Consider the following 22,407-nt stretch of genomic DNA (forward strand, 5'->3'; position numbering starts at 1 on the left):
CTTTTCCCCTTTCGGGTACCAACGGTGCGCCCGCGACACGGCGACCGGGCGTGGAGACAGGAGGCGGCGTGGCGCAGGACTATCCGTACGAGGAGGGGCCCCGACGCCGGGGCCGCAAGGTACTGATCACCCTCGTGGTCCTGCTGCTGCTCCTGGCCGGGCTGCTGGTCGTCGCCGACCGGGTGGCGGCCGCGGTGGCCGAGCGCGCGATCGCCGACCAGGTCCGGCAGGAGGTCGCCAAGCAGAACGCGCAGTCCGCGCCGCCCGAGGTGGAGGTGGGCGGCTTCCCGTTCCTCACCCAGGTGCTCGACGGCCGCTACGAGCGCATCTCGATCGTGCTGCGCGACGTGCAGGGCGCGGTGCAGGGCGACGCGGTCAGCGTGCCGCGGCTCGATGTGGACGCCCGCGACGTGCGTGCCTCGCTGGACACCATCCGCTCGGGGCAGGGCGAGGTGGTGGCCGACCGGGTCAACGGCACCGGCACCATCAGCTACGACAGCCTGGCGAAGCTGCTCGACCGGCCGGGGCTGCGGCTGGGCGAGCAGGACGGCCGGCTGGCCGTCACCGCGCCGGTGGACATCCTCGGCCAGCGGCTGACCGTCACCGGCACCGCCGACATCACCGTCGGCGAGCAGGGCAAGGTCGCGCTGCGCTTCAACGACCTGAACGCCGAGGGGCTGCCGAACGTGCCGCTGGCCCGCACGCTGCTGAACAACTACGCGAAGGGCATCTCGGTCGACGTACCCCTGCCCGAGCTGCCGTTCCAGCTCGCGGTGCGCGAGGTCCGGCCGTTGCCCGAAGGGCTGGCGGTGAGCGCGGACGCGCGCAACGTACCGATCAACTCGGCCGGCTGAGCCACCGAGGCCGCGTCCCGGATGCTGGTCGGTCCGGTGGCTGATCCGGGCGCGGCTGGTAGGCTCCCTGCCCATGGGGACGCTCCTCACCAAACGGCGCGCGGTCGACCTGTGCCGCGTGGCCACCTGCCTGTGTCGCCCCGTCATCTGACGGCGGGGCTGTCCTCGGCCGCCTAGCGGCCATCGGCACGCAGGGTCCGCGTACCCTCCGGTGCTCCCACCATCGCCCGGCAGCGGCGCCGTCGCACGAACCCGTGATCCGTTCCGACCCATGGGTCCCGCGCGTGGTGCGACACTGACAAACATCGATCTCCGTGCGCTGGCTCACCATCCATCCTCACCAGGGAGTGATCTGATGAGTCGCGACACCGCACTCGTCTCGGCCGAGTGGGCCGAGAAGAACCTCGACGCCCCGGGCGTCGTCTTCGTCGAGGTCGACGAGGACACCTCGGCCTACGACACCGGCCACCTCGCCGGGGCGATCAAGCTGGACTGGAAGACCGACCTGCAGGACCCGGTGCGCCGGGACTTCGTCAACAAGGGCCAGTTCGAGGCGCTGCTCTCCGAGCGGGGCATCGGCAACGACGACACCGTCATCCTCTACGGCGGCAACAACAACTGGTTCGCCGCGTACGCGTACTGGTACTTCAAGCTCTACGGCCACCGCGACGTCAAGCTGCTCGACGGCGGGCGCAAGAAGTGGGAGCTGGACGCCCGCCCGCTGGTCAAAGACCCGGTGACCCGCCCCGCGACGCAGTACGTCGCCCAGGAGCCGGACACCTCCATCCGGGCCTTCCGGGACGAGGTGGTGGCCGCCATCGGCACCAAGAACCTGGTCGACGTGCGCAGCCCCGACGAGTACGCCGGCCGGCTGCTCGCCCCCGCCCACCTGCCCCAGGAGCAGGCGCAGCGGGCCGGGCACGTGCCGACCGCGATCAGCGTGCCGTGGTCCAAGGCGGCCAACGAGGACGGCACCTTCAAGTCCGACGACGAGCTGCGCAGGATCTACGCCGACGCCGGGCTGGACGACGGCAAGGAGACCATCGCCTACTGCCGGATCGGCGAGCGCTCTTCGCACACCTGGTTCGTGCTCCAGGAGCTGCTCGGCCACCGCGACGTGAAGAACTACGACGGTTCCTGGACCGAGTACGGCTCGCTGGTCGGCGTGCCGGTGGCGCTCGGCGACGAGCCCGGGGAGGCCTGAGATGACCGCACCGACCGCTGCAACGGCCGCCGGCTGCGCCGCTCCCGACCAGGCCGCCCCGCTGCCCGCCAGCCTCGACCTGGAGAAGGAGACCGTCATCACCGGCCTGGTCAAGGCCGAGTCCGGTGAGGTCGTGCCGGGCGCGTACGTCCGGCTGCTCGACTCCACCGGCGAGTTCACCGCCGAGGTGGTGACCTCCGCCGCCGGCCAGTTCCGGTTCTTCGCCGCCCCCGGCGCCTGGACCCTGCGGGCGCTCTCCCGGTACGGCAACGGCGACACCACCGTCACCGCCGGCCGGGGGATCAACGAGGTCGCCGTGACGGTGGCCCTGGCCTGACCCACGCTCTGATCGGCCCGGGGCCGGTCACCCGTCACGGGTGACCGGCCCCGGCCGCGTTCCGGGTGCGTGACACCATGAGCGGGTGAGCGGTGTCGTCCAGCCGGGGTACGCCCCACCGACCGGTCCCGATCAGCCGGCCGCCCCCGGCCGGCGGCCCTGGTTGATCGTCGTCGTGGTGGCCTGGGCGGTGCTGCTGGCGGCGCTCACCTGGGTCTCCGTCCGCGACGACCCGCCGACCGTCCGCGAGCAGCGCACCCTGGACCAGGCCGGCCCGGTGGTCGACGGCGCCGTCGGTGAACTGGTCGCGGCGGCCGGCGACGCGGTGCTGGCGCTGACCCCCGCGCGGATCGAGCGGGGCTGCCGGGTCACCCCGTTCGCGGACGGCGCGACGCTGGTCCGCGGGGTGGACGTGGTGGTGCCCACCGGCGAGGAACGGGCGCTGCTGGAGCGGGTCGCCGACCGGCTGCCGGCCGGCTGGCGGGCCGGCGTCCGGGCCACCCCGGACGGTCCCCGGCTGCGCGCCGACGCCGGCGAGTTCGTCACCGTCGAGGGCCGCCGCGAGGCCGACGGCCGGGTCCGGCTCATCGCCGACACCGGCTGCCGCCCGGTCGGCACCGGCTACGCCGCGCCGCCGCCCGGTGCCGGCGGGGCGGAGACCACCGCCCTCGCCGAGGCGCTGTCGGCCCTCGGCCGCCCGGCCGGGCCGGCTCCGGAGCTGCTGACCGTGCCCTGTCCGGGTGGCGGCGTCGCCCGCACCGCCCGGGCCGCCGCCGGCCCGCCACCGTCGTCCCCGGCCGCCGCGCTCGCCCCGCTCGCCCCGCTCGCCGCGCCGGTGGCCGACACACCCCAGGTGTACGCGTACCGGCGGGGCGAAGTCGCGGTGCTGCTCGACCTGGCCGCCCCCGACAGCCCGGTCTCCGCCACCACCGGCTGCGCCGGCTGACCCGTCCGGCGGTCAGTGGCCGCGAACGCCGTCGTGCGGGGTGCGGCTGCGACCCAGCGCGTCCACCCGCCCCCACCGGCCGGGAATGTCCAGCAGCTCGACCCGGCCCATCCCCTCCGGCAGGGCCGGATCGATGATCAGGTGCTCGCCCTGCGGCTCCAGGCCCAGCATCACCCGGAGCAGCAGCAGCGGCGTCCCCGTCGACCAGGCCTGCGGGCTGCAGGCGGTCGGGTACTCCACCGGGTACTGGGTGAGCTCGCGCTCGTAACCGGCGAAGGCCTCCGGCAGCCGCCCGTTGAAGAACCGGGACGCGGCCAGCATCGAGTCGCAGATCCGGCCGGCCTCCTCCCGGAACCCGTACCGCCACAGCCCCCAGGCGATGATCGAGTTGTCGAACGGCCACACGGTGCCGACGTGGTAGCCGATCGGGTTGTAGCGGCCCTGGTCGTCGGCGAGGGTCCGGACGCCCCAGCCGGAGAAGAGCCGCGGCCCGAGCAGGTGCTCGGCGACCCGACCGGCCCGGGACTCGTCGACGATGCCGCTCCAGAGCAGGTGGCCGATGTTGGAGCTGAGCGCGTCCACGTGCCGGCCGTCGGCGTCCAGGGCGAGCGCGTAGTACTCCTTCTCCGGGATCCAGAAGTCCCGGTTGAACCGCTGCTTGAGCGCGGCCGCCTCGCGTTCCAGCCGTTCCGCGTACGCCGGGTCGCCCCAGATGGCGCGGGCCAGCCGGGCGCCGCGCATCTTCGCGTCGTAGGCGTACCCCTGCAGCTCGCAGGTGGCCCGGGGAAAGCTTGGCAGCCGGCCGTCGGCATAGGAGATGGCGTCCCAGGAGTCCTTCCAGCACTGGTTGGGCAGGCCGGTCTCCTCGTTGCGGGTCTGGTACCAGATGTAGCCGGTGCCGAGCAGGTCCCCGTACGTGTCGATCCACTCCAGCGCGGCACGGGCCGCCGACTCCAGTTGCTTCACCAGCTTCGCGTCGCCGGTCCACCGCTCGTACTCGTCGAGCAGGATCACGAAGAGCGGCGTCGCGTCGGCGGACCCGTAGTACGGCGAGTGCGGCTGCTCCTCGAAGCCGGCCATCTCGCCGTAGCGCAGTTCGTGCAGGATCTTGCCCGGCTCCTCGTCGCGGAAGTCGTCCAACCGGTGCCCCTGGAGTCCGGCCAGGATCAGGGCCGTCGGCGGGATCAGCTCCGGCAGGTAGGGCAGCAGTTGGAGCGAGGTGATGATGCTGTCCCGGCCGAACAGGGTCATGAACCAGGGCAGCCCGGCCGCCAGCAGCCGGACGCCGAGCGCGATCGACTCGTAGCGCAGCGCCCCGACGTCGTTCAGGCTGCGCCGGTACGCCCCGGCCAGCGGCTCGCAGTCGCAGCCGAGCTTCGGGGCCTGCCTGATCAGCTCGTTCTGTTCGGCCTCGATGGCGGTCGCGCCGCGGCTGCCGCGGTACAGCGGCAGGTTGGACCGGATGTCCTCGCCCCGCGCCCCGTACACGACTGTGTTCACGTGCAGCCGCGTGGTCCACTCGTCGTGCGGACCGATCAGGACCCGGAAGGTCATGCCCGACACGTCGATCTGTCCCGACGCGGTGGTGGTGATCACCGTCTCCCGGTGGAAGGCCTCCCGGCGGTAGGTCAACCGCAGCTCGTTGCCGCTGACCGAGGCCGTGACGCGGCCGTGCTTCTGCCGCACGTTCTTGATCTCGAACAGGTCCGCGAAGTCGGCGCCCATGTCGACCCGGACGTTGAACTCCATCTCCCGGCCGGCGTGGTTGATCACGGTCAGCTCCTCGTCGAAGCTGCCGCCGATCGCCCGGCTCCGGATCACCGATACCTTCGCGTCGAGGTAGTGGGTCGGCTCGCCGGGCACCAGGAAGTAGCGGGTGCGGTAGGACTCCGCGTCGTCGACGGAGAGCGCGTGCAGCCGTTCGCCGTCGAGGGTGAGCAGCCAGGTGGAGAGGAACCGGGTGTCGAAGGAGAAGAGCCCGGTGGGGTAGTCGAGGGAGGGCTCGATGTCGCCCCGGAGGTCACTGACCAGGAAGGTGTTGCCGTCCAGGATGCTGACCAGCGGCCTCACCTGAGCCGTCCGGCCTGCTTGCGGGCGACCTCCCGGGGGTCCCGGGTGCCGGGCGGGTCGGGGAAGAACCGCCGGAACGCCAGGAACAGGACCACGTTGCCGCTGAACGTGCTCTCGTTGCGCAGCACCGCGGCGACCCCCTGGGCGCGACCGGTGACCAACCGGTCGAAGAGGTCCTCGCTGCTGTACCAGATGGCGTCCGCCGGCCCCCGCTCCCGGCGCACCTCGATCGCGCCCGGCCGCATCCGCACCAGCCAGTGGTCGATCCGGTCGCCGTTGCTGAGTTCGATCTGAAGGGCGCCGCTGACCAGGCCGCGGAGGATCTCCGGGGCGCGTGCCGGCAGTGATTCGAAGAATCGCTCGGTCGCCTCGGCCACAACCGAATGGTAGGCATTGGCCCGACTTGTCGGGCCGGTATCGCCGCTCCGTCGACCGGTCGTCACGAGGCCGGCGGCGGTGTCGGGTCGGGCCCGGTCAGTAGACCAGCGCCTGCGCCCCCTCGGCCATCGCCTCCTCGACGAAGACCGCCGCGCCCGCGATCCGTACGCCCGGCAGCACGTCGCCGGGGCCGATGTCCCGGCGGGCGGCGCACTGGGTGCAGGCGGTGACCGTGCCGGTGGTGAGGATCACGTGCAGCAGTTCGGCCAGCGGGGCCGAGTGCGGCAGCTCGAACTCCTGGGCCCGCCCGGGCAGCGCGAACCAGGTCGACTCGCCGGTCAGCCAGAGCGAGACGTCCACGCCGGCCGCGGCGGCGGTGGCGGCGACCGTGAACGCCTGGGCGCACCGTTCCGGGGCGTCGGCGCCGGCGGTGGCCTTGACGACGAGAGTGCGGGCCATGGCGCCAGCATAGGATGGCCGGGATGGTCACCGAGATCGGGTTCGTCAGCCTGCTGGTCGCCGGCCTGGGCGCGCTCGCCGGTGGCCTGGTCTACCTGGCGGTACGCATATCGAGAGGACGTTGGTGAGCGCGAGGAGTGAGCCGGGTCTGCGAGCCCCGCAGTCGCGAACGAAGGGGGGCTCGGTGAGCGCAAGGAGTGAGTCGGGCCTGGCCCCGCAGTCGCGAACGGAGGGGGCTCGGTGAGCGACGAGAACCCGCTGCAGCCGCCGCCGTGGCTGAACGCGCCGCCGGTCGACCCGTACCCGTACGAGGAGAGCCACGACCTGCGCGTCGGTCCCAAGCTGCACCCCACGCTGGACGGGCTGCTCCCGTACATCGGGGTGTGGCGGGGCCGGGGCCGGGGCGGCTTCCCCACCATCGAGGACTTCGACTTCGCCCAGGAGATCCGGATCAGCCACGACGGCCGGCCCTTCCTGTTCTACGAGTCCCGGGCGTGGATCCTCGACGAGCAGAGCCGCCCGGTCCGCCCGGCCGGTCGGGAGGTCGGCTGGTGGCGCCCGGTGGTCAAGGACGACCGGGCCACCGACGAGCTGGAGGCGTTGATGACGACGCCGACCGGGGTGATGGAGCTCTACCTGGGCCGGCGCACCGGCACCCAGGTCGAGTTCGCCACCGACGCGGTGGTGCGCACCGCGACCGCCAAGGAGGTCACCGCCGGCCACCGCCTCTTCGGCATCGTCGAGGGCGCACTGCTCTACGCCCAGGAGATGGCCGGCCTCGGCCATGGCCTCTCCCCGCACCTCTCCGCCCGCCTCATCCGAGTAGCCGGCTGACCCACCCCACCCCCCCGTCCCCACCCCCTCCCACCCCTGGTCCGCGCCGGTTGATCATGAGGTTGGCGTCATCCGCCCCGGCGTGTACGCCCACTTCATGATCAACGGAGGCGGGTCGGAGGTTAGGGGAGGGGGAAGGAGAGCAGGGACTGGAGGGCGGGGGTTTTGGGGGAGGACGGCAGGGCGGTGCCGTCGAGGGTGCGCAGTTCGGTGAGGCCGCGGACCGACGAGGTGAACCAGACGCCGTCGGTGGCGGTCAGCTCCGCGGGGGTGACCAGGCGTTCGGCCGCCGCCAGGCCGAGCTCGTGGGCGTGGGCGAGCAGCCAGGCGGCCGTGGTGCCGGGCAGGATGCCGGTGTCGGCGGCGGGCACCGTGCAGAGCGTGTCGCCGGTCAGCCAGACCACGTTGGCGGTGGGGCCCTCCAGGGCGTACCCGTCGGTGGAGACCCAGAGCACGTCGTCCACCCCGGCCCGCCGCGCCCACCGGCGGGCGGCGGTGCTCACCGCGTACGACGTCGACTTGATCCCGGCGGGCAGCCAGTCCAGGCCGGTGCGGGCCACGGCCGGCACCCCCAGCGGCAGCGTTGCCACGGTGACCCCGTCCCGGCGGGCGGCCCGCGCGGCGGCCGGCACCTCGGCCAGCGTGGCGTAGACGGTCGGCGGCCCGCCGTCCTCCGGCCCCCGGGTGCAGACCACCCGCAGCGCGCCCTCCACCTCGGCGGGCCAGCCGGCACAGATCGTGTCCAGCAGGTCGACCAGCGCCGCGGTGGGCGGCAGCGCCAGCTCCACGGCCGCCGCGGCCCGGGCCAGCCGGGCCAGGTGGTCGTCGCGCAGCCACGGCCGGCCGGCCCGCAGGTGCATCGTCTCGAAGAGCCCGTCGCCGCGCAGCACGCCCAGGTCGTCGCCGCGCAGCACCGGCTCCGCGGGCGGTACGAGCCCCCGCCCGAGCACCGCGATCCTCGACGCCATGACCGCCGAGCGTAGCGGCGTGCCCGGCGGGCCGGGGGTCACCGTGGTTACCGAACTATGATCGGACGGTGTCCGAATCCTCCCTCGCGGAACTGCTCCGCGCCCGTGGGCTGCGGCTGACGGCGCAGCGGCAGCTGATCCTCCAAGCGGTGCTGGATCTGGGGCACGCCACGCCGGAGCAGGTGCACAACGCCGTCCGGGAAGTGGCCGCGGGCGTCAACATCACCACCATCTACCGCACGCTGGAGCTGTTGGAACGGCTCGGCCTGGTGACCCACACCCACCTCTCGCACGGCTCGCCGACCTACCACGCGGCCGGCGAGGACCAGCACGTCCACCTGGTCTGCCGGGAGTGCGGCGCGATCGACGAGATCGATCCCGAGCTGCTGCGCCCGCTGGCCGACCAGTTGGCGGGCCAGCGCGGGTTCGGCGTGGACATCGGGCACGTGTCACTCTTCGGCGTCTGCGGCCGCTGTCAGAACGGGGACCAGAAATGATCGACATCGCGGGAGCGGTGGCCGTCGAGAGCATCGACGAGGCCAGCCGGGACCAGCCCGAGCCGGCGCACGCCGCGGCGGGCGTCCGGGGGGTGGCCGCGCACTACGGCGACCCGATGCGCGAACAGCGGACGCTGGACACCGCGGTCGGCCTGGTCGACCGCTCGCACCGCGGGGTGATCGCGGTGCCGGGCGAGGAACGGATCGGCTGGCTGCACACCCTCACCACCCAGCACCTGGCGGAGCTGACCGCCTTCCAGGGCACCGAGTTGCTGGTGCTCTCCCCGCACGGGCACGTCGAGCAGCACGCCATGGTGACCGAGGACGGCGTCACCACCTGGCTGGACACCGAGCCGGGCGCCACCGAGGGGCTGCTGTCGTACCTGGAGAAGATGCGGTTCTTCAGCAAGGTCGAGCCGCGCGACGTGACGCCCGACCACGCGCTGCTCTCCCTGGTCGGGCCGGAGGCCCCCGACGCGCTGGCCACGCTCGGCGTGACCGGGCTCGCCGAGCCCGACGTGCTCGCGGTGCCGGGCCCGAAGTTCCGTACCGGCTCCGTGCCGCCCCGGCCGACCGCGCGGTACGACGTCCGGCCGCTGCCGGTCGGCGGCTGGGCCCGGCGCGGCCCGCTCGGGGTGGACCTGCTGGTGCCCCGGACCGCGATGGAGCAGGTGGTCGCGGAACTGCGCGGCGCCGGGGTGCCGGTGGCCGGCCTCTGGGCGTACGAGGCGATCCGGGTGGCCGCCCGGCGGGCCCGGGTGGGGGTGGACACCGACCACCGGACCATCCCGGCCGAGGTGGACCTGATCGCCCCGGCCGTGCACCTGGAGAAGGGCTGCTACCGGGGCCAGGAGACGGTGGCCCGGGTGCACAACATGGGCCGCCCGCCGCGCCGGCTCGTCCTGCTGCACCTGGACGGGGTCACCACCGACCAGCCGCCGGTCGCCGGTACGCCGGTGAGCCTGGACGGCCGGACGGTCGGTTTCGTCGGCACCGCGGTGCACCACCACGAACTCGGCCAGGTCGCCCTCGCCGTGCTCAAGCGGAACGTGCCGGACGACGCCCGGCTGCTGGTCGGGGAGACGGCCGCCGCGATCGATCCGGCCTAGGCGGCTGGTAGCGAAAAGTTCTCTCCTTGGCGACGCTCAGGCCGGAAAAGTTCCGGTCGACTGGGCTCGGAGCTGCGGTCTAGGATCCCGGCATGACGACAGGGACGTTGATCACGGTTGCCCCCACCGGTGCGGAGTCGGCCAAGGCGGAGGTGCCCGCGCTGCCGGTGACCCTCGACGAGCTGCTGCTGACCGCCAAGGAGTGCGAGGCGCTCGGCGCCGCCGTGATCCACGTCCACATCCGCGACGACCAGGCGCGGCCGACCCTGGAACAGGGCCGGCTGCGGGAGACCGTGGCGGCGCTGCGGGCAAGCACCGACCTGGTGGTGCAGCTCTCCTCGGGCGGCGCGGTGACCGACCCGGAGGCCGAGCGGCTCGCCGTGCTCGACGCCGGCCCCGACATGGCCTCCTGCACCATGGGCACGGTCAACTTCGGCGACGACGTCTTCCTCAACCGCTGGGAGTTCATCGTCGACCTGCACACCCGGATGCAGGACCGGGGCATCGTGCCGGAGTACGAGATCTTCGACCTCGGCCACCTGACCGCCCTGCAACGCCTGCTCGGCAAGTACGGCCTGCCGGCCGGCGGGCACGTGCACGTCGACTTCGTGATGGGCGTGCCGGGCGGCATGCCGGGCACCACCGAGGCGCTGGTCGCCTGCCGCCAGGCGCTGCGGGACCTGCCCGAGGGCACCACCTTCTCGGCCACCGGCATCGGCCGCAGCACCATTCCGGTGATGCTGGCCTCGCTCTCCACCTGCGGGCACCTGCGGGTCGGCATGGAGGACACCGTCACGTACGCGAAGGGGCGTCCGGTGGAGTCCAACATGCAGCTCGTCGCCCGGGCGGTCGGCTTCGCCCAGCTCGCCCAGCGCCCGCCGCTGACCACCGCCGAGGCCCGCGAGCTGCTCGGCGTGCCGGCCGCCGGACGGTAAGCGGCGCGCTCGCCGGCGCTCCTGTACACCGGGGCGCGGACGACCTGGTCACCCCGCCGCCCGGGGCCGCCCGGTCGTCGGTACCGTCCACCCTGTGGGAAAGACGTACGAGGGCGGTGCGCCGCTCGCCGAGGTGGTCCGGTCCGGTTTCGTGGAGGGCGTGCACCGCGGCTCGGTGGTGGTGCTCGACGCGACCGGGGCGACGGTGGCCGGTACGGGGGACGTGACCTCGCCGGTCTTCCCCCGCTCGTCCAACAAGCCGATGCAGGCGGTCGGGATGCTCCGCGCCGGCCTGCCGCTCACCGACCCGGCCGACCTCGCGCTGGTCTCGGCGAGCCACGCCGGTGAGGAGTTCCACCTGGCCCGGGTCGGCGCGCTGCTGGCCCGCGCCGGGTTGGACGAGTCGGCGCTGCACTGCCCGCCGGACCTGCCCGTCGGCGAGGCGGCCCGGGCGGCCGTGCTGCGCGCCGGCGGCGGCCCGCGCCGGATCCAGATGAACTGCTCCGGCAAGCACAGCGGGATGCTGCTGACCTGCGGCGCCGCCGGCTGGCCGCGGGACGGGTACTGGCGTCCGGAGCACCCGTTGCAGCAACGGCTGCGGGACGCGGTCGAGGAGTACACCGGTGAGCGGGCGGCGGCGGTCGGGGTGGACGGCTGTGGTGCCCCGGTGCTCGCCGTCTCGCTGACCGGGCTGGCCGGGGCGTACCTCCGGCTGGTGTCGGCGGAACCCGGCTCGGTGGCCCGGACGGTGGCCGATGCGATGCGCGCCCACCCGGAGATCGTCGGCGGCACCGAGGCGGACGACACCCGGCTGATGCGGGGCGTTCCCGGCCTGCTGGCCAAGGTGGGCGCCGAGGGGGTCATCGCGGCGGCGCTGCCCGGTGTCGGGGCGGTCGCGCTCAAGATCGACGACGGGGCGGGCCGGGCCCGGATGCCGGTGCTGGTCTCCGCGCTGCGCCGGCTCGGCGTGGCCGCGCCGGTGCTGGCCGAGTACGCCGAGCAGCCGCTGTTCGGCGGCGGCGTCCCGGTCGGCGCGGTCCGCCCGGTCTGGTGACCCCCGGGCGGGCCCGGCGGCTCAGCGGAGGAAGTCGAGCAGGGCGGCGTTGACCGGCTCGGGGCGCTCCAGCGGAAGCAGGTGGGCGGCGTCGGGCACGTCGGGCAGGCGTACCGCGTCGGGCGCTTCGGCGGCGATCCGGTCGGCGAGCCGGCTGATGTCCGGCACGTCGGCCGCGCCGGCGGTGACCAGCACGGGCATCCGCAGCTCGGCGAGGCGGCCGATCGCCGGCGGGTCGAGGTCGGCCACGTCCACCGCGGAGAGCGCCAGCTCGGCGGCGAGGGCACGCTGGTCCATCTCCCGGGCGAAGTCGAGCAGCTCCTGGTCCACCTCCTCCGGGCGGCGGCCGGGGCCGACCACCCAGAACCGCACCTCGGCGGCCGCGCTGGCCGCGAAGTCCTCCTGGTCGACCTCGCCCACCAACTGGTCCCAGAGCTCGTTGGCCTGCTCGGACCATTCGTGACCGGAGATCGCGGCGCCGAACAGGGCGAGCGCGCCGACCCGCTCCGGGTGGGCCAGCGCGGTGTCGACCGCCACCGCGCCGCCGAAGGAGCAGCCGACCAGGGCGGCCCGCGACACGCCGAGCGCGTCCAGCAGCCCGACCACGTCGTCGTGGTGGGCGAAGGGGGCGGGCGGCAGCTCGGAGTCGCCGTAGCCGCGCAGGTCGAGCGCGATCACCCGGTGCCGCGCGGCCAGCGCGCCGATCTGCTCGCGCCACATCCGGCGGTCGGCGATGCCGGCGTGCAGCAGCACCACCGGCGTGCCGCTGCCGACCTCGTCGTACGCGAGCTGGGCGCCGTTCACCTCGATCTTGGTCACCGGAGGAAGGTACGCACGTGACGGCCGGGGCGCAACCACCCGATGAGACCCTGCTAACTCTGGCTAGCGCTTTGCTTGCAAGAGTTAGCAGCGCGGGCTAGCGTCGGGGTATGGCCACACCCAAGGACCTTCCCGACGTCGGCGGGTTCATTCGCGACCTGCGCCGCAACGCGAAGATCTCGCTGCGGCAGCTCGCCGAGCAGGCGGGGGTCAGCAACCCGTACCTCAGCCAGATCGAGCGCGGCCTGCGCAAGCCGAGCGCCGAGGTGCTCCAGCAGCTCGCCAGCGCGCTGCGGGTCTCCACGCCGGCGATGTACCTGCGGGCCGGGCTGCTCGACGACAAGGAGGGTCAGGGGGTGCTCGCGGCCATCGCGGTCGACCCCGACCTGACGATGGCGCAGAAGCAGTCGCTCAGCCAGATCTACGAGACGTTCCGCCGGGAGAACGCGCGGCTCGCCGAGGCGACCGCCGCCGGCGGCGCGGCGCCGACCAGCCCGGAGGCCGCGGCGGGGAAGCCCGGCGAAACCCCGCGGCCGTCCGCGCCCGCGTCGGCCGAGTCGGCGCCCGCCCTGGTCAACCCGACCGCCACCGGCCCCACCACCGAAGCGGGCACGCCGACCGAGGCCGTCATCGAGTCGGTCGCCGTCACCGAGGCCGGCCCCGCTCCCGCACCGACCCCCGAGAAGAAGGCCGCCCCCGGGGCGGCCCGGAAGGCCGCCGAGGCGGCCGAAGAGGAGAAGTCATGACCCAGCCGAAGACCAACCGCATCCCGGCCCCGATCTACGCCGCCGCCGGCGCCGGCGAGCTGGCCATCCAGCAGCTGCGCAAGCTCCCCGCGGTGGTCAGCGACCTCGGCACCAAGGTCGTCGCCGACCTCGGTGGCAAGGCCGTCGTCACCGGCTTCGAGCTGCGCCAGAAGGCCAACGAGACGCTGCGCACCGCGAACCAGACCGCCGGCAGCCTGCGCGAGAAGGCCGTCCCGGCCGAGCTGGACCTGAACCGGCTGCGTGAGGCGGCCGACCTCAACCGGCTGCGCGAGGTCGCCGACCTGGACAAGCTGCGCGCGGTGGCCACCCGCAACGCCGCCGTCGTGGTGGCCGGCGCCCAGGCCGCCCAGGAGCGGGCGCTCGCCGCGTACGGTGCGCTGGTCGCCCGGGGCGAGCGGGTGGTCGGTGCCGGCGTGCTGGAGGCCGCCGACACGGTGAACGCCGACATCGAGGCGACCGAGGCCGCCGAGCCGGCCACCGCCGCGAAGCCGGCCGCTCCCGCCGTCGAGGTGCCGACCCCGGCCGAGGTGGCCGAGGTCGTCGAGGCCAAGCCGGCCGCCGCGAAGAAGGCCACCCGGGCCGCCAAGGCCACCACCAAGGCCGCGAAGCCGGCCGCCACCCCGTCGGCGAAGCTGCCCCGGGCCACCAAGCGGACCCGCCCGGCCGCCGAATGATCCGCTGAGCCGGCGACCCCGGAGGCGTCCTTGTCGGACGTTTCCGGGGTCGCCGGCATAAGCTTGCCCCCATGGCCAACGCCGCGCCGATCTTCGCCTTCGAAGTCCGCTACGTGATCGAGCTGATCCTGCTCGTCTTCGCGCTGATCATCCAGGGCGTCGCGCTGGTGCACGCCATCACCCAGCGATCCGACGCCTTCCCCGCCATCGGCACGCTGCCCAAGGGCGGCTGGATCGCCATCCTGGCGGTCTGCCTGGTGCTGACCCTGCTCGGGTTCGGCCCGATCAGCCTCTTCGGACTGATCGGCATCGCGGCCGCGCTCATCTACCTGCTCGACGTCCGGGTCGGGCTGCGCGACCTCAGCGACGGCAAAGGGTTCTGGTGAGAGGCTTCCGCTGGCCACCCCCGCCGGACGGCGGGCCCCGCACCTGGGGTCCGGGGCCGGGCGGTCCGCGTACCGGGCGGCCGGCCCTGCCCGAACCGGAGACCGAGCTGGTCGCCACCCCGCACGGCGTACGGCTGGAACGGCTGGTCACCGGGACCGGTGACCCGGTCACCGTGTTCGCCCACGGCCTGGGCAACGGCATCGCCACCACCCGGCCGTTCGGCAGCGGCGTCACCGGCCGCAAGCTCTTCTTCCAGTTCCGCGGGCACGGCCGCTCCGACGCGCCACCCGGGCCGTGGAGCTATCTCGACCTCGCCCGCGACCTGCGGGCGGTGGCCGACCTCGGCGGCGCCACCCGGGCCTTCGGCGCGAGCCTCGGCGCGGGCGCGCTCTGCCGGCTGCTCGTCGAGAGCCCGGAACGGTTCGAGCGGCTGGTGTTCTTCCTGCCGGCGGTGCTCGACCGGCCGCGCGGCGAGGTCGCCCAGGCCCGGCTGACCGCGCTGCTCGACGCGGTGGAGAGCGGCGACGCCTCGGCGGTCGCCGAGGTGGTCTCGGTGGAGCTGCCCCCGGGCGTGCGCAACACTCCCGCCGGCTGGGCCTACCTGCGCCAGCGGCTGGACCAGCTGCTCCGCGACGGGCTCGCCCCCGGGCTGGCCAGCCTGCCCGAGCAGGCGCCGCTGCGCGACGCCGGGGCGCTGGCCGCGGTGACCGCGCCCGCCCTGGTTATCGGCTGCGCCGACGACGACCTGCACCCGGTGGAGGTGGCCGAGCAGCTCGCGGCCGCGCTGCCGGCGGCCACCCTGCACGTGTACGACCGGCCCGGCGTGCTCTGGACCGAACGCGCCGACCTGCGGTCGCGGATCTCCGCCTTCCTCAACGAGTAACCTGCCCTGTCATGGGCGTCACACACCACGGACGTACGCACCGGCTGGACCTCGCCGACCCGACGCTGCGGGAGTGGCAGTGCACGGTGCTGCACGCCGACCCGGAGCAGGGCATCGTGCTGGACCGGTCGGCGTTCTACCCGGGCGGCGGCGGCCAGCCGCCGGACCACGGCGTACTGCTCTGGCAGGGGGTGCAGACCCGGATCGTCGGCACCCGCAAGGGCGACGACCTCTGGCTGATCCCGGCCGAGGGTGACCCGCTGCCGCCGGCCGGCACCCCGGTGACCGGCGCGGTCGCCGACGAGCGGCGCACCCGGCTGATGCGCACCCACTCGGGGCTGCACGTGCTCTGCGGCGTCGTGTTCCGCGACTTCGGCGCGCTGGTCACCGGCGGCAACATGGAACCGGGCGAGGCCCGGATGGACTTCAACCTGCCCGAGGTGCCACCCGACTTCAAGAGCCGGATCGAGGAACTGGTCAACGCCGAGGTGGCCGCCGACCGGGCGGTCGCCGTCCGGGTGCTGCCCCGGGCCGAGGCGCTCGCCCTGCCGGACATCATCCGCACCCAGTCCAACCTGATCCCGCCGGACGAGCAGGAGGTCCGGATCGTCGACATCGTCGGCCTGGACGTGCAGGCCGACGGCGGCACGCACGTCGCCTCGACCGCGCAGATCGGCAAGGTGCAGGTGGTGAAGGTGGAGAGCAAGGGCCGGGCCAACCGCCGGGTCCGGGTACGCCTGGTGGACTGACCGGTCTCCCGGCGCCGGGGCATCCCGACGCCGGGAGGTCACCGGCTCACACCAGGTCGATCCGTTCCCGCTCGACCGGATAGCCGGCCCGGGCGAAGGCGGCCGCCATCGGGTGGTTGGTCTGGTCGGTGGCCGCCACGATCACCTCCACCCCGGCCTCGACGAGCAGGTGGGTGGCCTCGACCAGCAGGTCGTACGCGTACCCGTGCCCGCGCTGCTCGGGGACCACGCCGACGAAGCCGACGATCGGATCGCTGTGGTTGCGCGCCGGCACGGTGATGCCGACCAGTTCGCCCTCGGGCGTCCAGGCCAGCCGCCACCAGTCGCGCGGGCTCGGCAGCCAGCGCAGCAGGTCGAGTTCCTCCCGCGCGGCCGCGTCCGGCCCGTGCTCGGCGGCGGTGTGCCGGGTGTGCGCGTCGAGGCTTCCCTCGCCCACCCGGCGCAGCACGTCGAGGATCACCGCGTCGTCCGGTTCCGGGCGGAACTCCAGCCGGCCGGGGCGGGCGGGCAACCCGCACTCCGGCGTCCAGCGGTACCGGTACCGCTCGACCAGCGGTGCCATGCCGGCGTCGATCGCGGCGTCGATCCGGGCCTGCGCCTCCGCGCGGACCGTCGGGTCGTCCCGCCAGCCGGGCGGCAGGGAGAGCGAGTACTCGGCCCGCAGCGGCGCGGTCCGCAGTAGCCGGACCGCGGCCTCGCGGTCGGTGAAGTCGAACCAGTCGAGGGCCAGTGGCGATTCGTCGTCCGGCCCGCCCCACCAGGCGGCCCGGGCCACCACGGTGCCGGCGCGCAGGGCGACCCAGCTCCACCCGGGACGGTACTGGCCGTCCGCGGCCATCTCGGAGTAGGTGTCGCCGAAGGCGGCGCGCCCGACCAGCTTGGTGTGTGGCAGGGAGTCGAACAGTGCTTCCTCGCCCGCGGTGAGCGGGCGGATGACCAGGTCGGTCATGGGATCCTTCCGGGTTTCGTGCTCCCGGCTCAGGACCGTGGCGCCCTCGTGACCGGGCGGGAGCACAACGATGTCGTGGACACGGTGCTCACCTCCCTTCCCGTCGACGAGGGCGTGCGGGGACGCTACCAGGCGGCCGTGGCGGCCGGTCAACCGATTTCCTCGGGCAGGTGGGCGGCGCGGACGTCGAGCAGCCAGCGCTCGACCGTGGCCTCGTCCGGCCGGTCCGGCAGCGGGGTGCGGATCCGGTCGAAGTCTCGCTCGGCCTCGGCCAGCAGCGCCCGGGCCTCGTCCAGTTCGCCGCCGGCGACCCGTTCGCCGAACGCCCGGAACCACTCCGGGTCGGCGAGCCGGATCTCCAGCACCCCGGTGGCGTAGAGCAGCCGGCCCTGGTGCACCAGCCGGGCCAAATGCCGGGCGTGCTTGGCGGTCCGGCGCCGGGTGTCGGCGGAGAACGTACCGTCGCCGCGCGACTCCAGCTTGCGGAACTGGCGGCTGGCGTAGCCCAGGTACGCGTCGCGGACCCGGGGCGCGCTGAGGAAGGCCGCGCGGATGGCGATCAGCCGCTCGCCGAACTCCGTCCGGGTCTCGTAGCAGTCGTCCGGCAGCCACATCAGCTCGGTGGCGGTCGGATTGCCGCTCAATCCCAGCTTCGCGTACTTCGCCGCCTCGTGCAGGGTGACGTCCGGGTCGGTGGTGACCACCGACTCGCGGGGCGGGTGCAGGCCGTGGAAGGCCACCGTGGGCGCCGCGAACACGCCGATCCGGTCCACGTCCGAACCGGGCCGGGCGAGCCCGTACGCGACCGAGCCGACGATGCCGGAGAGCAGCAGGTGCATGCCGGCGAGCATGACGGACGACACCCGGTGCGCGAAACCCGACTTCGGCTGTCAGGTATTGCTGACACGCTGGCCGCATGACGAAACCGCTGACAGGAAAGATCGCGCTGGTCGCCGGCGCGAGCCGCGGCGCCGGGCGGCAGATCGCGGTGCAGCTCGGCGCGGCCGGGGCCACCGTCTACGCCACCGGGCGCAGCAGCCGGGCCGGCCGGTCGGAGATGGACCGGCCGGAGACCATCGAGGAGACCGCCGAGCTGGTCACCGCGGCCGGCGGCGAGGGCGTCGCGGTCGTGGCCGACCACCTGGTCCCCGAGCAGGTCCGCGACCTGGTGGCGCGGATCGACGCCGAGCGGGGCCGGCTGGACGTGCTGGTCAACGACATCTGGGGTGGCGATCCGCTGATCACCTGGGAGAAGCCGGTCTGGGAACAGCCGCTGGAGGCCGGCTTCCGGACGTTGCGGCTGGCGGTCGACACGCACATCATCACCAGTCACTTCGCGCTGCCGCTGCTGATCCGCCGTCCCGGCGGGCTGGTGGTGGAGATCGGCGACGGCACGAAGGAGTACAACGACGCCAACTACCGGCTCTCGGTCTTCTACGACCTGGCCAAGGTCTCGGTGAACCGGCTCGCGGCGAGCTGGGCGCACGAGCTGAAGCCGCACGGTTGCACCTCGGTCGCGCTGACCCCGGGCTGGCTGCGGTCGGAGTCGATGCTGGAGCTCTTCGGCGTCACCGAGGAGAACTGGCGGGACGCCCTGGACAAGCAGCCGCACTTCGCCATCTCGGAGTCGCCGGCGTTCGTCGGCCGCGCGGTCGCCGCGCTGGCCGCCGACGAGGACCGGGCCCGGTGGAACGGGCGGTCGGTGTCCAGCGGCGAGCTGGCCAAGGTGTACGGCTTCACCGATCTCGACGGCAGCCAGCCGGACGCCTGGCGCTACCTGGTGGAGGTGCAGGACCCCGGCAAGCCGGCCGACGTCACCGGCTACCGCTGACCGCTGCCGCCGTGCCCGCCGACGGCATCCGGCCAGGGCGGAGGTGACGCCGCGTAGAGGGCGGCGGTACGAGCCGCGGCGTCGGCGAGCCACGCCCGCAGGCCGGGCGGGTCGAGCACCTCCACCTCCGGCCCCAGCCCCAGCAACTGGGTGTACGCCACCTCGACGGACTCGACGGGCAGCCGGGTCACCACCCAGCCCTGCCCGTCGGGTTCCCCGGCGGCGGCCACCGCCTCCTCGTACGCGAAGGGGGCGTCGGCGGCGTGCCGGAGCCGGCGCAGGCCGGCGGGGCTGAGCCGGACGGTGATCCGGTCCCGCAGCATGCTCCGCAGGAACGCCTCGGCCTGCTCCCGCCAGTACCCGGCCAGGTCGAAGCGCTCGTCCCGGTCGAAGGTCTCCGTCCGCACCTCGACGCCGGTGACCCGGTCCACCCGGTACGTCCGGTACCCGTCGTCGACCCGGCCGACCAGGTACCAGGTGCCGCTCTTGAGCACCAGGCCGTAGGGGGACAGCTCCCGGGTGACCTCCCGGTCGCCGCGCCGGTAGCGAAGCTCGACCACCCGGTCCCGCCAGACCGCGCCGGCCAGCTCGCTCAGCCACGGCGGCGGCCCGGTCTCCCGGAACCAGCCCGGCACGTCCAGGTGGAACCGCTGCCCGGTCCGGGCCGGCGCGTCCCGCAGCGCCGGCGGGAGCGCGGCCAGCACCTTCAGCTCGGCGGCCGCGACCGCGTCGGCGAGCCCCATCTCGCCGGCCGGGCCGGGCAGCCCGGCCAGGAAGAGCGCCTCCGCCTCGTCCCGGGTCAGCCCGGTCAGCCGGGTCCGGTAGCCGCCGAGCAGCCGGTAGCCGCCGGCCCGGCCCCGGTCGGCGTAGACCGGCACGCCGGCGGCGGAGAGCGCCAGCACGTCCCGGTAGACCGTCCGCTCGGAGACCTCCAGCTCCCGGGCCAGCTCCGCGGCGGTCATCGTCTCCCGCGCCTGGAGCAGCAGGATCAGGGAGATCAACCGGGACGCGCGCACCCGTCCATCCTGCCCCGGCGGCGCTCAGCGCCCGGCGGGGGTGAGCAGGCCCCGGTCGTACGCGGCGGCCACCGCGGCGGCCCGGTCGTTGACCCCGAGCTTGGCGTAGACGTGCAGCAGGTGGGTCTTCACCGTGGCCTCGCTGATGAACAGCCGGGCGGCCGCCTCCCGGTTGGACGATCCCTTCGCCACCAGGGTGAGCACCTCCAGCTCGCGCTGGCTCAGCGGCTCCTCGGCGGGCGCGCGGAGCCGCCCCATCAGCCGGCCGGCCACGCTGGGGGAGAGCACCGCCTCACCCCGCCCGGCGGCCCGCACCGCCCGGACCAGTTCGTCGCGGGGCGCGTCCTTGAGCAGGTAGCCGGTGGCGCCGGCCTCGATCGCCGGCAGCACGTCGGCGTCCGTGTCGTACGTGGTGAGCACCAGCACCCGGGCGGTGCTGCCGGCCCGGGCCAGCCGGCCGATCGCGGTCACCCCGTCCATCCCGGGCATCCGCAGGTCCATCAGCACCACGTCCGGGTGCAGGTGGGCGGCGAGCGCGAGCGCCTCGGCGCCGTCGCCGGCCTCGCCCACCACCTCGAAGCCGGGGTCACCGGTGAACATGCCGCGCAACCCGTCGCGCACCACCGGGTGGTCGTCGACGATCAGCAGCCGGACCGGGGCGGTCAACCGGCACCTCCGGGGAGTGCGGGCACGGACGCCGAGACGGCGGTGCCGCCGCCCGGCTCACTCTCGACGGCCAGCTCGCCGCCGACCCCGGCCACCCGCTGCCGCATCACCGTCAGCCCGTAGCCGCCGTCGGGGCGGCGGGGGACGGGCGGGTCGGTGACCGCGAAGCCCACCCCGTCGTCCCGGACGTCCAGGGTGACCACGTCGCCCATGTACGACAGGGTCAGCCCGACCCGGGACGCCTTGGCGTGCCGGGCCACGTTGGCCAGCGCCTCCTGGGCGGCCCGGAGCAGGGTCACCTCGACCTCCGGATGCAGTGGCCGGGCCTCGCCGGTGACGCTCACCTCGGCGCGCACCTCGTTGATCGTCGACCAGCGCCCGGTCAGCTCGGCGAGCGCCTCGGGCAGCCGGGCGGCCTCCAGTGCCTCGGGGCGGACCGCCCGCACCGAGCGGCGCGCCTCGGTGAGGCTCTCCCGGGCCAGGGCGACCGCGGTGTCGACGTGCCGCTGCCAGTCGGCCCGCCGGTCCCGCGCCTGCCCGGCCGCCTCCAGTTGGGTGATGATGCCGGTGAGGCCCTGGGCCAGCGTGTCGTGGATCTCCCGGGCCATCCGCTGCCGCTCGTCGGTCACCCCTGCTTCGCGGGCCTGGGTGAGCAGTTGGGCGTGCAGCCCCTCGTTCTCCCGCATCGTCTCGGCCAGCCGGCGGTTCGTCTCGGCCAGCTCCTCGACCAGCCGCTTGCGGTTGGCGTTCTGCCGGTCGGCGATGGCGCCGAACCAGGTCACCCCGCCGGCCACGCCCACGTTGAACAGCACCAGCACGCACCAGAGCAGCCAGTGTGACAGCGAGGACGGCAGGCCCGCGCTCTGCGCGGTGGCCACCAGGACGGCCGAGGCGGCCACCCCGGCGAACCGCCAGTGGCCGGGCAGCACGGACGCGTGCAGGAAGCCGGCCCAGGCGAAGAAGCCGTACCACGGGCTGGCGAGCACCAGCACGGTGGCGAGCGCGAGCAGCCCGACATAGAAGACGGCCATCAGTGGGCGCCGGGTCGCCCAACCGGGATGCAGGTTGACGAACCAGGCGACCCAGCACGCCGCCGCCGCGGCGACCAGCAGGTGCGGGGCCGGCGAGAGGCCTCCCGGTGCCGGCGCGGCGGTGGTGAGCAGTGCCCCGACGGCCAGCCCCACGTAGGGCACCACCCGGTGGAGTCCCGCCTCCCGGGCCTCCCAGGCGGCCAGCCGGTCGACCTGCTCGGCGGTGCTGGTCATCGGGCCCCCGCTCATTCCCAGCGGAACAGTTTCGCCGCCACCGTACCTGCGAGCAGGGCGACCACCGCCATCACCGCCAGGTGCACCGGTTGCGGTGCGGTGCCGGTCCAGGCGTCGAGCAGCGCCTGCACCCCGGGCGGCGTGTAGTCGCCGATCCGGACCAGGAAGTCCGGCAGCAGGAACCGGGGCACGTAGACCCCGCCGAAGAACATGACCACCAGGAACAGCGGCACGGCCAGCGCCTGCGCCGCCTTGGTCGTCCGGGCGACCGCCGCCACCAGCAGCCCCAGCGCCAGCAGGGCCGCCGTACCGAGGACGAGGGCCAGCGCGAAGCCCAGTGGGCGCCGGGGCAGCGGTACGTCGAAGGCCAGCCGGCCGACCACGACCAGCAGCAGGGCGCTGATCAGGATGGTGGCGAGCGCGATGACCAGTTGGGCGGCCAGCAGCGCGGCCGGGCTGGCCGGGGTGGTGGCCAGCCGGCGTAGCACCCCGCGTTCCCGGTAGGTGGCCAGCACCGTGGGCAGGATGTTCACCGCCGCCATGGCGAGCGTGATCACCAGCAGCGAGGGGGCGAAGTACTGGATGAAGGACAGGCCACCGAACTGCGCCTCCGGCTGGCGCCCCGCCGGGATCAGCCCGAACACCATCAGCAGCGCGAGCGGTAACGCGACGGTCGTCAGCGGCGAGCCGGGGTCCCGCAGGAAGAGGCGTGTCTCGATCTTGAGGATCTGCCCGAAGGCGTGCATACCGGTTCTC

Annotated in this window: 28 protein-coding genes; 17 read left to right on the forward strand and 11 right to left on the reverse strand. The window is 74.1% G+C overall.

Annotated elements, in window-relative coordinates; all coding sequences use genetic code 11:
• The first annotated feature begins 68 nt into the window (after positions 1-68).
• The 5 genes from ACVCAH_RS01515 to ACVCAH_RS01535 all read left to right on the forward strand — a co-directional run bounded on the left by ACVCAH_RS01515 (position 69) and on the right by ACVCAH_RS01535 (position 3,341).
• On the forward strand, positions 69-854 hold the full coding sequence (locus ACVCAH_RS01515; protein WP_447134204.1) for an LmeA family phospholipid-binding protein: 786 nt from the start codon (positions 69-71) through the stop codon (positions 852-854).
• A 73-nt stretch (positions 855-927) separates the two neighbouring features.
• On the forward strand, positions 928-1,005 hold the full coding sequence (locus ACVCAH_RS01520; RefSeq protein ID WP_311202345.1) for an Ms5788A family Cys-rich leader peptide: 78 nt from the start codon (positions 928-930) through the stop codon (positions 1,003-1,005).
• A 204-nt stretch (positions 1,006-1,209) separates the two neighbouring features.
• Positions 1,210-2,058: a sulfurtransferase gene (locus ACVCAH_RS01525; RefSeq protein ID WP_447134205.1), complete on the forward strand. Its 849-nt coding sequence runs from the start codon at positions 1,210-1,212 to the stop codon at positions 2,056-2,058.
• A gap of 1 nt (position 2,059) precedes the next feature.
• On the forward strand, positions 2,060-2,395 hold the full coding sequence (locus ACVCAH_RS01530) for a DUF1416 domain-containing protein (RefSeq protein ID WP_447134206.1): 336 nt from the start codon (positions 2,060-2,062) through the stop codon (positions 2,393-2,395).
• A gap of 85 nt (positions 2,396-2,480) precedes the next feature.
• Complete coding sequence (locus ACVCAH_RS01535) at positions 2,481-3,341, forward strand: hypothetical protein (protein WP_447134207.1); 861 nt, start codon at positions 2,481-2,483, stop codon at positions 3,339-3,341.
• A 12-nt stretch (positions 3,342-3,353) separates the two neighbouring features.
• Here the strand turns inward: ACVCAH_RS01535 and ACVCAH_RS01540 are convergent, their stop codons facing one another.
• The 3 genes from ACVCAH_RS01540 to ACVCAH_RS01550 form a co-directional block, all read right to left on the reverse strand.
• On the reverse strand, positions 3,354-5,411 hold the full coding sequence (locus ACVCAH_RS01540; protein WP_447134208.1) for an amylo-alpha-1,6-glucosidase: 2,058 nt from the start codon (positions 5,409-5,411) through the stop codon (positions 3,354-3,356).
• A complete protein-coding gene (locus tag ACVCAH_RS01545; RefSeq protein WP_447134209.1) occupies positions 5,408-5,788 on the reverse strand; it encodes an SCP2 sterol-binding domain-containing protein in 381 nt (126 codons plus the stop codon). Before ACVCAH_RS01545 ends, ACVCAH_RS01540 begins: the two co-directional genes overlap by 4 nt.
• 97 nt (positions 5,789-5,885) lie before the next feature.
• Entirely contained in the window at positions 5,886-6,248 is a 363-nt protein-coding gene (locus tag ACVCAH_RS01550; protein ID WP_109898117.1) for a DsrE family protein, read from the reverse strand.
• A gap of 23 nt (positions 6,249-6,271) precedes the next feature.
• On the opposite strand from ACVCAH_RS01550, the gene mtfM reads away from it, so the two are divergent.
• Both mtfM and ACVCAH_RS01560 read left to right on the forward strand, forming a co-directional pair.
• Positions 6,272-6,376: a small membrane protein MtfM gene (mtfM, locus tag ACVCAH_RS01555; protein ID WP_267897534.1), complete on the forward strand. Its 105-nt coding sequence runs from the start codon at positions 6,272-6,274 to the stop codon at positions 6,374-6,376.
• Between the two features lie 112 nt (positions 6,377-6,488).
• Positions 6,489-7,082: an FABP family protein gene (locus ACVCAH_RS01560; RefSeq protein ID WP_447134210.1), complete on the forward strand. Its 594-nt coding sequence runs from the start codon at positions 6,489-6,491 to the stop codon at positions 7,080-7,082.
• Between the two features lie 122 nt (positions 7,083-7,204).
• On the opposite strand, the gene ACVCAH_RS01565 is transcribed toward ACVCAH_RS01560, so the two are convergent.
• Complete coding sequence (locus ACVCAH_RS01565; protein ID WP_447134211.1) at positions 7,205-8,050, reverse strand: aminotransferase class IV; 846 nt, start codon at positions 8,048-8,050, stop codon at positions 7,205-7,207.
• Positions 8,051-8,118: 68 nt separating this feature from the next.
• On the opposite strand from ACVCAH_RS01565, the gene ACVCAH_RS01570 reads away from it, so the two are divergent.
• The 4 genes from ACVCAH_RS01570 (at position 8,119) to ACVCAH_RS01585 (ending at position 11,645) form a co-directional block, all read left to right on the forward strand.
• Positions 8,119-8,547, forward strand: coding sequence for a Fur family transcriptional regulator (locus tag ACVCAH_RS01570; RefSeq protein ID WP_447134212.1), 429 nt, complete (start codon positions 8,119-8,121; stop codon positions 8,545-8,547).
• Positions 8,544-9,656, forward strand: coding sequence for a CAF17-like 4Fe-4S cluster assembly/insertion protein YgfZ (gene ygfZ, locus ACVCAH_RS01575; RefSeq protein WP_447134213.1), 1,113 nt, complete (start codon positions 8,544-8,546; stop codon positions 9,654-9,656). Before ACVCAH_RS01570 ends, ygfZ begins: the two co-directional genes overlap by 4 nt.
• A gap of 92 nt (positions 9,657-9,748) precedes the next feature.
• On the forward strand, positions 9,749-10,591 hold the full coding sequence (locus tag ACVCAH_RS01580) for a 3-keto-5-aminohexanoate cleavage protein (protein ID WP_447134214.1): 843 nt from the start codon (positions 9,749-9,751) through the stop codon (positions 10,589-10,591).
• A 94-nt stretch (positions 10,592-10,685) separates the two neighbouring features.
• On the forward strand, positions 10,686-11,645 hold the full coding sequence (locus ACVCAH_RS01585) for an asparaginase (protein WP_447134215.1): 960 nt from the start codon (positions 10,686-10,688) through the stop codon (positions 11,643-11,645).
• 21 nt (positions 11,646-11,666) lie between these two features.
• On the opposite strand, the gene ACVCAH_RS01590 is transcribed toward ACVCAH_RS01585, so the two are convergent.
• Positions 11,667-12,464 carry an alpha/beta fold hydrolase gene (locus tag ACVCAH_RS01590; RefSeq protein WP_447134216.1) on the reverse strand — a complete coding sequence of 266 codons (798 nt, stop codon included), beginning with the start codon at positions 12,462-12,464 and terminating at the stop codon, positions 11,667-11,669.
• 110 nt (positions 12,465-12,574) lie between these two features.
• Here ACVCAH_RS01590 and ACVCAH_RS01595 point away from each other — a divergent pair, with 110 nt between their 5' ends.
• From ACVCAH_RS01595 to ACVCAH_RS01615, 5 genes are all read left to right on the forward strand, one after another.
• Positions 12,575-13,210 carry a helix-turn-helix domain-containing protein gene (locus ACVCAH_RS01595; RefSeq protein WP_447134217.1) on the forward strand — a complete coding sequence of 212 codons (636 nt, stop codon included), beginning with the start codon at positions 12,575-12,577 and terminating at the stop codon, positions 13,208-13,210.
• Positions 13,207-13,905 (forward strand): hypothetical protein, encoded by a 699-nt coding sequence (locus ACVCAH_RS01600; protein ID WP_447134218.1) that lies wholly within the window; start codon positions 13,207-13,209, stop codon positions 13,903-13,905. Before ACVCAH_RS01595 ends, ACVCAH_RS01600 begins: the two co-directional genes overlap by 4 nt.
• 71 nt (positions 13,906-13,976) lie before the next feature.
• The gene (locus ACVCAH_RS01605; protein WP_124820335.1) at positions 13,977-14,291 is read left to right on the forward strand and encodes a DUF2516 family protein; all 315 of its coding nucleotides are present in this window, start codon (positions 13,977-13,979) and stop codon (positions 14,289-14,291) included.
• Positions 14,288-15,175 carry an alpha/beta fold hydrolase gene (locus ACVCAH_RS01610; protein ID WP_447134219.1) on the forward strand — a complete coding sequence of 296 codons (888 nt, stop codon included), beginning with the start codon at positions 14,288-14,290 and terminating at the stop codon, positions 15,173-15,175. The genes ACVCAH_RS01605 and ACVCAH_RS01610 overlap by 4 nt, the downstream gene beginning before the upstream one ends.
• 11 nt (positions 15,176-15,186) lie before the next feature.
• Entirely contained in the window at positions 15,187-15,924 is a 738-nt protein-coding gene (locus ACVCAH_RS01615; RefSeq protein WP_447134220.1) for an alanyl-tRNA editing protein, read from the forward strand.
• Between the two features lie 46 nt (positions 15,925-15,970).
• Here the strand turns inward: ACVCAH_RS01615 and ACVCAH_RS01620 are convergent, their stop codons facing one another.
• Together ACVCAH_RS01620 and ACVCAH_RS01625 are read right to left on the reverse strand one after the other, a co-directional pair.
• Positions 15,971-16,873 (reverse strand): GNAT family N-acetyltransferase, encoded by a 903-nt coding sequence (locus ACVCAH_RS01620; protein ID WP_447134221.1) that lies wholly within the window; start codon positions 16,871-16,873, stop codon positions 15,971-15,973.
• A gap of 149 nt (positions 16,874-17,022) precedes the next feature.
• Complete coding sequence (locus ACVCAH_RS01625; protein WP_447134356.1) at positions 17,023-17,712, reverse strand: nucleotidyltransferase domain-containing protein; 690 nt, start codon at positions 17,710-17,712, stop codon at positions 17,023-17,025.
• Between the two features lie 77 nt (positions 17,713-17,789).
• On the opposite strand from ACVCAH_RS01625, the gene ACVCAH_RS01630 reads away from it, so the two are divergent.
• Positions 17,790-18,704 (forward strand): SDR family oxidoreductase, encoded by a 915-nt coding sequence (locus ACVCAH_RS01630; RefSeq protein ID WP_447134222.1) that lies wholly within the window; start codon positions 17,790-17,792, stop codon positions 18,702-18,704.
• On the opposite strand, the gene ACVCAH_RS01635 is transcribed toward ACVCAH_RS01630, so the two are convergent.
• The 4 genes from ACVCAH_RS01635 to ACVCAH_RS01650 are packed head-to-tail and all read right to left on the reverse strand — an operon-like array spanning position 18,695 to position 22,397.
• Positions 18,695-19,720, reverse strand: a complete 1,026-nt coding sequence (locus tag ACVCAH_RS01635; RefSeq protein WP_447134223.1) for a helix-turn-helix transcriptional regulator — start codon at positions 19,718-19,720, stop codon at positions 18,695-18,697. The genes ACVCAH_RS01630 and ACVCAH_RS01635 overlap by 10 nt on opposite strands.
• Before the next feature lie 24 nt (positions 19,721-19,744).
• On the reverse strand, positions 19,745-20,386 hold the full coding sequence (locus tag ACVCAH_RS01640) for a response regulator (RefSeq protein WP_447134224.1): 642 nt from the start codon (positions 20,384-20,386) through the stop codon (positions 19,745-19,747).
• Positions 20,383-21,651: a sensor histidine kinase gene (locus ACVCAH_RS01645; protein WP_447134225.1), complete on the reverse strand. Its 1,269-nt coding sequence runs from the start codon at positions 21,649-21,651 to the stop codon at positions 20,383-20,385. Before ACVCAH_RS01645 ends, ACVCAH_RS01640 begins: the two co-directional genes overlap by 4 nt.
• Positions 21,652-21,662: 11 nt before the next feature.
• On the reverse strand, positions 21,663-22,397 hold the full coding sequence (locus ACVCAH_RS01650; protein ID WP_447134226.1) for an ABC transporter permease: 735 nt from the start codon (positions 22,395-22,397) through the stop codon (positions 21,663-21,665).
• Positions 22,398-22,407: the final 10 nt, after the last annotated feature.

This window comes from Micromonospora sp. LZ34 (assembly GCF_052981855.1).